At 71.4% G+C, this 9,670-nt stretch carries 10 protein-coding genes; 7 read left to right on the top strand and 3 right to left on the bottom strand.

All coding sequences use genetic code 11. From position 1 onward, the window contains the following. The 3 genes from ONA70_RS31490 to dnaA all read right to left on the bottom strand — a co-directional run. Positions 1-191, bottom strand: a 191-nt coding sequence (locus tag ONA70_RS31490; RefSeq protein WP_265010127.1) for an NAD(P)-binding domain-containing protein, incomplete at its 3' end; no start/stop codon positions are given. Between the two features lie 41 nt (positions 192-232). After that, entirely contained in the window at positions 233-1,366 is a 1,134-nt protein-coding gene (gene dnaN / locus ONA70_RS31485) for a DNA polymerase III subunit beta (RefSeq protein WP_265010126.1), read from the bottom strand. Between the two features lie 768 nt (positions 1,367-2,134). Continuing rightward, positions 2,135-3,958 carry a chromosomal replication initiator protein DnaA gene (gene dnaA / locus ONA70_RS31480; protein ID WP_265010125.1) on the bottom strand — a complete coding sequence of 608 codons (1,824 nt, stop codon included), beginning with the start codon at positions 3,956-3,958 and terminating at the stop codon, positions 2,135-2,137. A gap of 571 nt (positions 3,959-4,529) precedes the next feature. On the opposite strand from dnaA, the gene rpmH reads away from it, so the two are divergent. The 7 genes from rpmH to ONA70_RS36755 form a co-directional block, all read left to right on the top strand. Continuing rightward, positions 4,530-4,667: a 50S ribosomal protein L34 gene (rpmH, locus tag ONA70_RS31475; protein WP_013736606.1), complete on the top strand. Its 138-nt coding sequence runs from the start codon at positions 4,530-4,532 to the stop codon at positions 4,665-4,667. A gap of 34 nt (positions 4,668-4,701) precedes the next feature. Beyond that, positions 4,702-5,115, top strand: a complete 414-nt coding sequence (rnpA, locus tag ONA70_RS31470) for a ribonuclease P protein component (RefSeq protein ID WP_265010124.1) — start codon at positions 4,702-4,704, stop codon at positions 5,113-5,115. 41 nt (positions 5,116-5,156) lie between these two features. Next, on the top strand, positions 5,157-5,396 hold the full coding sequence (yidD, locus tag ONA70_RS31465; protein ID WP_265010123.1) for a membrane protein insertion efficiency factor YidD: 240 nt from the start codon (positions 5,157-5,159) through the stop codon (positions 5,394-5,396). Beyond that, positions 5,397-6,395, top strand: a complete 999-nt coding sequence (yidC, locus tag ONA70_RS31460) for a membrane protein insertase YidC (protein ID WP_265010122.1) — start codon at positions 5,397-5,399, stop codon at positions 6,393-6,395. Between the two features lie 215 nt (positions 6,396-6,610). Next, complete coding sequence (locus ONA70_RS31455; RefSeq protein WP_265010121.1) at positions 6,611-7,195, top strand: Jag family protein; 585 nt, start codon at positions 6,611-6,613, stop codon at positions 7,193-7,195. A gap of 376 nt (positions 7,196-7,571) precedes the next feature. Beyond that, positions 7,572-8,363, top strand: coding sequence for a 16S rRNA (guanine(527)-N(7))-methyltransferase RsmG (rsmG, locus tag ONA70_RS31450; RefSeq protein WP_406601287.1), 792 nt, complete (start codon positions 7,572-7,574; stop codon positions 8,361-8,363). A 250-nt stretch (positions 8,364-8,613) separates the two neighbouring features. Next, positions 8,614-9,670 (top strand): ParA family protein (locus ONA70_RS36755; protein ID WP_319959305.1); only part of this gene is annotated, 1,057 nt, incomplete at its 3' end.

Genomic DNA, 9,670 nt, shown 5'->3' with positions numbered 1-9,670 from the left:
TCGGTGACCCCGGCCGGGACCATCACCCAGACGGCGCGGGGGGACTCCAGCTTCTCAGCCAGCTCCGCGAGGCTCGCGACGTCGCTCAGCTCCGCGTTGCGGTCGTAGCCGACCACCTCGTGCCCGGCGGCGCGCAACCGCTCCCGCATGTTGCCGCCCATCCGGCCGAGTCCTACCAGGCCGAGCTGCATCTGCTGCTACCTCCGTACGTCTGGGGTCTTGCTGGTTGCGATCAGCGGGACACGCGGATCGGCATGATGAGGTACCGGTACCCCGGGATGACCGCGCCATCCTCGCCGGCGGGGGAAATCACCGCGGGCTTGAAGGCGTCGACGAACGAGAGCAGGGCGTACTGGGCACCCAGGTTGGCCAGGCCGTCGATCAGGTACTGCGGGTTGAAGCCGATGGTCAGCGGGTCGCCGCTGAAGGTGGCCTCCATGGCCTCGCTGGCCCGGGCCTCCTCGGTGCCGCCGGCCTCGACGACCAGCCCGTCGGCGCTGAAGCTGAGCAGCACCGGGGTGGTCCGCTCGGCGACCAGGGCGACGCGCTTGACCACCTCGATCAGGGTGCTGACCGGAACCTGGGCCTCGGCGTTGTGGCTGGCCGGGAAGAGCGAGCGGACCGGCGGGTAGTTGGCGCCGTCCAGCAGCCGGCTGGTGGTCCGCCGGGTTCCGCCGGAGAAGCCGATCATGCCCTCGCCGGCGCCGCCCTGGGAGAGCGCCATGGTCACCTGGCCGCCGAGCGGACCGAGGGCCTTGGCGGTGTCGTGCAGCGTGCGGGCGGGCACCAGCGCGTTGAGGCTGATCGCCGGGTCGTCCGGGTTCCACTCCATCTCGCGCAGGGCGAGGCGGTAGCGGTCGGTGGCGAGCATCGCCAGGGTGCTGCCGGAGAGTTCGATGCGTACCCCGGTCATCATCGGCAGCGTCTCGTCCCGGCCGGCGGCGACGGCCACCTGGGCCACCGCGGCGGCGAAGGCGGCGGCGTCGACGGTGCCGGCGCTCTCCGGCATCTCCGGCAGCGCCGGGTAGTCCTCGACGGGCATGGTCGGCAGGGTGAAGCGGGCGCTCCCGCAGACGAGTTCCAGGTGGGCGCCGACCGCGGCGATGTCCACCGGCTTGGCGGGGAGCGCCTTGGTGATCTCGGCGAGCAGGCGGCCGGAGACGAGCGCGGCGCCGTCGGCGTCGCCCTGCACCTCGACGGTGACCTGGCTGGAGACCTCGTAGTCGAACCCGGAGACCTGGAGATTGCCGTCGGTGACCCGGAGCATCACCCCGGCCAGCACCGGTACGGAGGGTCGGTTGGGCAGGCTCTTGGCGGTCCAGGCGACCGCCTCGGCGAGCGCGTCGCGCTCCACTCGGAACTTCATCAATGCCTCCGCGTCGACGTCAGCGACAACTCTCTCATGCCGACCGCTGCCACCCGTCCCGCCCGACCGTGCGGGTACCCATCGCACCTTAGGGCGCGTGGGCATCGGCTGTGCGCCCGACCCCGTGGATCCAGGTGCCGGGGCGACCGCCGATGCGGCGTTCCGGCCCGATCCACAGGAAGTCCAACGGTGATGATTGGTTTTTGTTGTTTAGAAGAGATAACTCATCGTCTTCATCGCACCTGTGCAAACTGTGGAGAACCGCCGTCCGCGCAGGTCAGAAAGGTTATCCACCGGTGGTCTGACTGTGGAGAACCAGGGGTACAACCCGTGTTCCGGTCCACAGCCGCCCGTCGCCCCCAGGTTGTCCACGGTTGTCCACCGGTTGTCCACCGCTAATCCACCGGGTTTCTCCCCAGGGTTGTGGACGGGCCGGAGGGCGTTGATCCACGTCGTCCCCAGAACCTTCAACAGGAAACCCACAGGCAGACCGTCGTCGGTGGACAACGGGCCGGTCGTCCCCAGTCGTCCACAGGGTCTTCCCCAGGGGTTGTCCACAGTCTGTGGGTAACCGGCTCCGGACGGAGCGTGGTTTTCCACCGGCTGTGACACAGGGGGTGTGGACAACCGGGCCATGGTGTGGACGAACACGACGCCGATCGTGGGCCCTCCACCGGCTTGAGGGTCAAGCTCCGGATGTCCACAGGCACGAAAAAGCCCGGCCGGTGGTCCGGCCGGGCGCGGGTCCGCGGGTGCGAACCGACAACTTCAGGTGGTCTGCTTGATCCGGTTGGTCAGCTCGGCGATCTGGTTGTAGAGCGAGCGACGCTCCGCCATCTGCTGGCGGATCTTCCGGTCGGCGTGCATGACCGTGGTGTGGTCCCGACCGCCGAACGCCTGGCCGATCCGGGGCAGCGACAGGTCGGTCAGTTCCCGGCACAGGTACATGGCCACCTGGCGGGCGTTGACCAGGACCCGGGAGCGGGAGTGACCACGCAGGTCCTCCAGGCTCACCCCGAAGTAGTCGGCGGTGGAGACCATGATCTGGTCGGCGGTGATCTCCGGCCCGGCGCCGTCCGGGATGAAGTCCCGCAGCACCTCCTCGGCGAGCGACAGCTCCACCGACGACCGGGTGAGGCTGGCGAACGCGGTGACCCGGATCAGCGCGCCCTCCAACTCGCGGATCGAGTTCGACACCCGGGAGGCGATGAACTCCAGCACGTCCGCCGGGGCGAAGAGCCGCTCCTGGGCCGCCTTCTTCTGCAGGATCGCGATCCGGGTCTCCAGGTCCGGCGGCTGGATGTCGGCGAGCAGGCCCCACTCGAACCGGGTCCGCAGCCGGTCCTCCAGCGTCGCCAGCTGCTTCGGCGAGCGGTCGGAGGTGATCACGATCTGCTTGTTGGCGTTGTGCAGGGTGTTGAAGGTGTGGAAGAACTCCTCCTGGGTCCGCTCCCGGTTCTCCAGGAACTGGATGTCGTCGATCAGGAGGATGTCGACGTCCCGGTAGCGCCGCTGGAACGCGCTGGTCTTGTCGTCCCGCAGCGAGTTGATGAAGTCGTTGGTGAACTCCTCGGTCGAGACGTACCGGACCGAGCGGGCGTTCCCCAGGGTGGTGGCGTAGTGCCCGATGGCGTGCAGCAGGTGGGTCTTGCCCAGCCCGGAGCTGCCGTAGATGAACAGCGGGTTGTACGCCTTCGCCGGCGACTCGGCCACCGCCACGCTCGCCGCGTGGGCGAACCGGTTCGAGGAGCCGATCACGAACGTCTCGAACATGTACTTCGGGTTGAGCCGGTTGCCGCCGGTCTCGACCCCGCCGGGCAGCCGCCGGTCGGGTGACCCGCCGGGACGGTGATCCGCGCCACCACGCCCCGGGCCCGAGTCGGTGCCGCCGTCCCGCGGCAGGCCGCGCAGGGGCGGGGGGCCCGGCGGGCCGGCGGCCTCCCGGTAGCGGGGCGGCTCGTAGCCGCGACCGTCGGGTGACGGCGGCTCGATCCGGGCCGGCTCGTCGAAGCTGCGGTGGTCGGGTGCCGGCAGCGGCTCGGCGAAGGTGGCGCTGAACAGGTCGTCCTGACCGTCCCGGCTGGCCGGGATGAGCGGCGGGCGGCCGCCGTCGGGCGTGCGCTGGCGGGGGGCCGGGTCCTCGACCGGCGGTTCCGGACGCGACTCGGCGTATGCCGGCCGGGTCGGGAAGCGCAGGTCGGGGAAGCCGGGCGCGTCCGCCGCCGGGCCGGGCTGCTCGAAGCCGGTCAGCAGGTCCTGGGGTCCGTCCGGCTCGGCGGGCGGCTCGGGGCTGCTCCGGTAGACGGTGCCGGCGGGACGGGCCGCGGGGTCATCGGCGACCCGTACGGTCACGGCGACCTGGATCGGCCGGCCGAGCCGTCGGCTCAACGCCTCCGTGATGGCCGGGCGGAGCCGGGACTCGATGACGTCCCGGGTGAAGGCGTCCGGTACGGAGAGCAGCGCGGTGTCCTCGACGATTGCCCGGAGCCGGGTGAGTCGGAGGTACGCCCGCTGCTGCGCGGAGATGATCTCGTCGGCGAGTTCGTCCGTCGTCGCTGTCCACACCGCGGCAAGGTCGGTCGCTCCGGTCACCGTCGTGCCACCCCCTCGCCTCTGGTCACGCCCGCCCGGACGGCTGACCGGTCGTCATCCACAAGTTATCCACAGCCTGTGTACCGACCGATTGTGGCCGCCCACCGGAAGCGGGTCGGACCTACCCCCCTGGTTTGCTGGAGGCGTTGAAGCGGGTTCACCGTGCCGAACGATTTACCACCTTGTCCGGTCTTGCCTGTCAACGACAACCCGGACCCCCGACGCTGACCGCAATCGGGCACGCTAACAGCGCGGACCCCGCGCCATCAACCGTCGACACCGGGGCAGCCTTGGCAACATCAGTGAAAACCGCCCCTTCGGTCGCGCTCCGGGCCGATCGGGGCCGAGGTGTGATGTTTGACGGTCATTGCCCCCCTGCGTAGGCTGGAGCGGCTGCTCTCTCGCCCTCTGCTAGGGTGACGGGTGCTTGCTGTCCGCGGTCGCTTCCCCGCATCGCCGAGGACCCACGTCGTCGGGCAGCACCGATCGGAGGCCACCGCCGAGGTGGCCTGGACCACCAACGACCCCGGGCGATCCCCCGCGCGGGGCGTACGACAACGGAGAGCCTGACGTGAGCAAGCGCACCTACCAGCCGAACAACCGCCGGCGCGCGAAGACCCACGGCTTCCGGCTGCGCATGCGCACCCGTGCCGGCCGCGCCATCATCTCGACCCGTCGCGCCAAGGGCCGCGCCCGCCTGTCGGCCTGAGGCCGACCGGTCCGGTCCGGGGACGTGGGCTGTCGTGCTGGCCGCCGCGCAGCGACTGCGGCGCAGTAGCGACTTCGCCGCGGCGGTCCGGGGTGGCCGACGCGTCGGACGTGGCGTCGTCGTGGTCCACCTGACCCTCCCCGAGCGGACCGGACACCCCGCGACAACCTCGCCGGAGCCGGCGCGGAACAGCGGTGCGGAGACCTCCGTACCGAGCCGCGCCGGCTTCGTCGTGTCCAAGGCCGTGGGCAACGCCGTGGTCCGCAACAAGGTCCGGCGTCGCCTCCGCCACCTGGTCCGCGAGCGCCTCGCCGACCTGCCCGCCGGGAGCACCCTGGTGGTCCGGGCCCTGCCGCAGGCCGCCGAGGCGTCCTACGCCCGGCTCGAGGCGGACCTGGACGCGGCCATCGCCGCGGCGCGGGCTCCCCGGGGTCGGCGGTCCCGGTGAACGGTGGGACCGCCGCGCCGCGGCCGACTACCGGTGCCCGCATGCTGCTGGTGCCCATCAACGGGTACCGTCGGTGGATAAGTCCGGCACTGCCGGCCCGCTGCCGGTTCTACCCGTCGTGCAGTGCCTACGCCGTCGAAGCGGTATCCCGGCACGGTGCGCTGCGGGGAGCCTGGTTGACGGTCCGGCGGCTGTCGCGCTGCCACCCCTTCCACCCAGGTGGATACGACCCGGTGCCGGAGCCGGGCGACCGCCGCCGTGCCGACGTGACTGGAGCCTGAGTGTTTAGTCTCGACTGGATCTACTACGCGATCTCGTGGATCCTGCTGACCTGGCACTCGGCCTGGGACGCCATCGGGGTTCCGGTCGAGGCCATGGTCGGTACCAACTGGTCCTGGATTCTCGCCATCATCTTCCTGGTGGTCACCGTCCGGGTGATCCTCTTCCCGGTCTTCGTCAAGCAGATCAAGTCGCAGCGGGCGATGCAGGCGCTCCAGCCCAAGGTCAAGGAGCTCCAGGAGAAGCACAAGGGTGACCGGGAGACGCTCCAGAAGGAGATGATGGAGCTCTACCGGAAGGAAAAGGCCAACCCGCTGATGGGCTGCCTTCCGATGTTCCTCCAGATCCCGGTCTTCCTCGGCCTGTTCCACACCCTCAAGCGGCTGAACCCGGGCAACAGCCAGAAGACCCTGTACGGCTGGACAATCGACCAGTTCAACAGCGCCTCGAACGCCAAGCTCTTCACCGCCCCGATCTCCGGCCGCTTCGGCTCCACCGCCGACGAGCTGGCCCGGCTGGGGGCGAACACCAACACGGTCAAGCTCGTCGCCGGCGTCCTGGTGCTCATCATGATCGCCACCACCTACCTGACCAGCCGTCAGATGATCCTCAAGACCGGCTGGGCGGAGGACCCGCAGCAGCGGATGGTCCAGCGGCTGATGCTCTACGGCATCCCGGTCTCGCTGCTGGTGTCGGGCTCGATCTTCCCGATCGGCGTGATCATCTACTGGGTCACCAACAACCTGTTCACGCTCGGCCAGCAGCAGTGGGTCCTGCGCAAGTTCCCCCCGCTGGTGCCCCCGAAGACCGGCACCGCCGCGAAGACCGGCACCGCCGCGCGGAACGGCCAGCCGGTCGCCAAGAGCGGCGGCCTGCTTGGTCGCAAGACCGCCCAGCCGGCGGCGAAGGCCCCGGCGGCCGCGCCGAAGGCTGCTGCCCCGAAGCCCGGCGCCAAGCCGGTCAACCCGAAGAAGGGCCGCCCCGCCAAGCGGCAGGGCTGAGCCTTCCGGGCCGTCGCCGGGTTCCCGGTGGCGGCCCGTTCCGGCCCCCGAGCTGCCGCCGTTCGGTCGGCGCCGGGCCGGAACCGCCGCGCGGAGCGCGGTCACGGGCGAAACTGCCCGTACAGACGTGCCCGAGGGCACCGGCGAAACTTCTGCCGGCCCTCGGGAGACCAGCGGACCCGACGGTCCGGCCGAGCGAGTACGGAGATGACACCGTGACCGACACCAGCATCCCCAGCGCCGACGCGTCCGTGGACGAGGAGAGCGTGCCGGCCGCCACGGACGAGGCCGAGGAGACCCAGGCCGAGTCGGGTGCCCGGGAGAAGAAGGCCCCGGCCGAAGGCGACCTGTTCCGGCAGAGCGAGATCGCGGCCGACTACGTCGAAGGCCTGCTCGACATCCTCGACTACGACGGCGACATCGACGAGCTGGTCGCCAGCGGCCGTCCGGTGGTCGAGGTGGTGGGCGACCGCCTGCAGAGCCTGATCGGCCAGCGCGGTGCCACCCTGGAAGCGCTTCAGGAGCTGGCCCGGCTGGCGGTCTTTCGGCAGACCGGTTCGCCGAGCCGCCTGCTGCTCGACGTCGGCGGCTACCGGGCCGCCCGGCGCAAGGAACTCGCCGCCGTCGCCCGCAACGCCGTGGAGAAGGTCAAGGAGTACGGCGAGCCGGTGCGCCTGGAGCCGATGTCCGCGTTCGAGCGCAAGTGCGTGCATGACGTGGTGAACGCGATGAGCGGTGTGGAGAGCGAGTCCGAGGGCGTCGAGCCGAACCGTCGCATCGTCGTCCGGCCGGTGGACTGACGGGGTGACCCACGACGAGACGACGGCGGGTGCCGTGTCCGGCCCGGGTGGTGCGCCGCCCGGGCCGTCGCCTGTGCAGCCGCCGGACCCCACCGTCGACCCGGTCTTCTCCGACGGGGACGCCGTCCCGGCGGCGGACTCGTCGGTCGCCGGCCCGCCCTCGATCCCGGCGGACCCGGCCTTCTCCGGTGAGCCGGGCGGGTCCGTGGACGCGGCTCACCCAGGGGATCCGGAGGCGCCGGTCGACCCCACCTTCTCCGGCGAGCCGGCCGCCCCGGGGCCGGTGGAGAGTGCGACCCCGATCGCTCCGGTGGGTTCCGTTGATCCCGTGTTCGCCGAGCCGGCGGCAGCCGCGGTCGCGTCCGGTCCGTCCTTCCTGGACGGTGGCGATCGGCTCGTCGAGCCGGCGGCGGGCGACCGTCCCGTACCGGCCGACGTGACGTTGCCGCCGGAGCTGGCGGTCGCCGCGCGTACCCTTTTCGGCGACCGGCTCGACCTGGCCGCCGCGTACGCCGAACTGCTGGCGACCGAGGGCGTGCTGCGCGGCCTGATCGGCCCGCGTGAGACGCCGCGGATCTGGGAGCGGCACCTGCTCAACTGCGCGGCGGCGGCCGAGCGGATCCCCGAGGGCGCGAGCGTCATCGACGTCGGCTCCGGCGCCGGGTTGCCGGGCCTGGTGCTGGCGATCGCCCGGCCCGACCTCACCGTCACGCTCGTCGAGCCGTTGGCCCGGCGGACCGCCTTCCTTGTCGAGGCGGTGGAGCAACTCGGGCTGACCCGGACGGTCCGGGTGTTCCGCGGCCGGGCGGAGGAGGCGGCTGCCGGTACGCGTGACATCCCGCCGCTCAGCGCCGACATCGTGACCGCCCGGGCGGTGGCCGCGCTGGACCGGCTCGCCGCCTGGTGCCTGCCGCTCGCGGTCGCCGGCGGTCGCCTGGTCGCCCTCAAGGGCGCCTCGGCGGCCGAGGAGGTCACCGAGCACGGTGCGGCCGTGGCCCGGCTCGGCGGCAGCGAGCCGGAACTGCATCGTGCCGGGGTTGGCGTGATCGACCCGCCGGCGACGGTGATCGAGGTGGTGCGGGAGCGAATCGTCGGCCCGGCACGGAAGAAGGGACCGAAGCGCTCGCGAGGTGGTCGCCGCCGTGGGGACCGCGGCCGCGATCGCTGACTCCGCAAGGCTTTTCGGGTGCCGGTTCGGTCCTCGTATCGGGCGCGAGCGAGTGGATCGATCAGAACCCGACGTGGACCGGCTGCGCCCGTGCGCCGTAGGCTGGCCGCGCGTCGATAGTGTGGAACGGCGGTGCCGGGTGGCACCCGAACCCGACCGTTCCCGCCGGGCCGTGTGACGCCGCGTCGCGAACGCGGAGGCCTGATTTGACGGGTGCGGACCGACCATCCGGAGCGGGCAGGGATGACAGGTGCATGACGACGGCAGGTACGACGATCCACGGGTGACCGGGCCTGAAGGGCGACCCTCGGCAGGCGATCCCGTTTCACGTGAAACCGACTACCAGGGTTGGCCGGTGAGCGACGACTCGCGCGGTCCGTTCCCGCAGCGGCCGGAGGGTGATCCGGCGGGACGCCAGGACGTGCCCGGCCGGCCGACCTCCTCCGTGCCGGCGAACGTCCCGCTGTCGCGCGAGCCGCACGACCCGACGGGTGGACCGGCGAACGCGCCCAACGCCCGCCCGGCCCCGGCGCGGGGCAACGCGGCCGTCGCCGGCCGGTACGAACCGCAGCAGCCGGTTTCGGGGGTCCCGCACCAGCCCACCCCGCAGGCGGCCCCGGACGTGGTAACCGGCGTGGTGGTCCCGTCCGACACGCCACCGGCCGCCGGCTACGCGACGGGAGCCGCCGCCAGCACGTACGTTTCACGTGAAACCCCGACGCGCGAAGAGGATGACCCACCGTTGGCTATGGAGGCGATGCGCGCCGTGCAGATCCTGAATCCCAGTGGCGAGGTGACCATGCCTCGTCCCGCGCGGACCCGGGTGATGTGCGTCGCCAACCAGAAGGGCGGCGTGGGTAAGACCACGACCACGGTGAACCTGGCGGTGGCACTCGCCCTGCACGGCAACCGGGTCCTGGTGGTCGACCTCGACCCGCAGGGCAACGCCTCCACCGGGCTCAACGTCCCGCACCACACCGGCGTGCCCGACGTGTACGACTGCCTGATCGACAGCGTGCCGCTGGAGGAGGTGGCGCAGACGGTCGAGGGCATCCCGAACCTGTGGTGTGTTCCGGCCACCATCGATCTGGCCGGCGCCGAGATCGAACTGGTCTCGGTGGTCGCGCGGGAGTCCCGGCTGGCTCGGGCCATCGCGGCCTACCCGGGGCACTTCGACTACGTCTTCATCGACTGCCCGCCCTCGCTCGGCCTGTTGACCGTCAACGCGTTGGTCGCCGCCCAGGAGGTGCTGATCCCCATCCAGTGCGAGTACTACGCGCTGGAGGGCCTCAACCAGCTGATCAACA

This window comes from Micromonospora yasonensis (assembly GCF_026013475.1).
Taxonomy (GTDB): domain Bacteria; phylum Actinomycetota; class Actinomycetes; order Mycobacteriales; family Micromonosporaceae; genus Micromonospora; species Micromonospora yasonensis.
The sequence above is the reverse complement of the archived record's forward strand: the minus strand, read 5'-3'. Positions and strand labels throughout refer to the sequence as shown.

Excerpts from the sequence above, each read along its gene's own strand:
- dnaN (WP_265010126.1), bottom strand. The coding sequence starts at position 1,366 with ATGAAGTTCCGAGTGGAGCGCGACGCGCTCGCCGAGGCGGTCGCCTGG.
- yidD (WP_265010123.1), top strand. The coding sequence starts at position 5,157 with ATGCTGCTGGTGCCCATCAACGGGTACCGTCGGTGGATAAGTCCGGCA.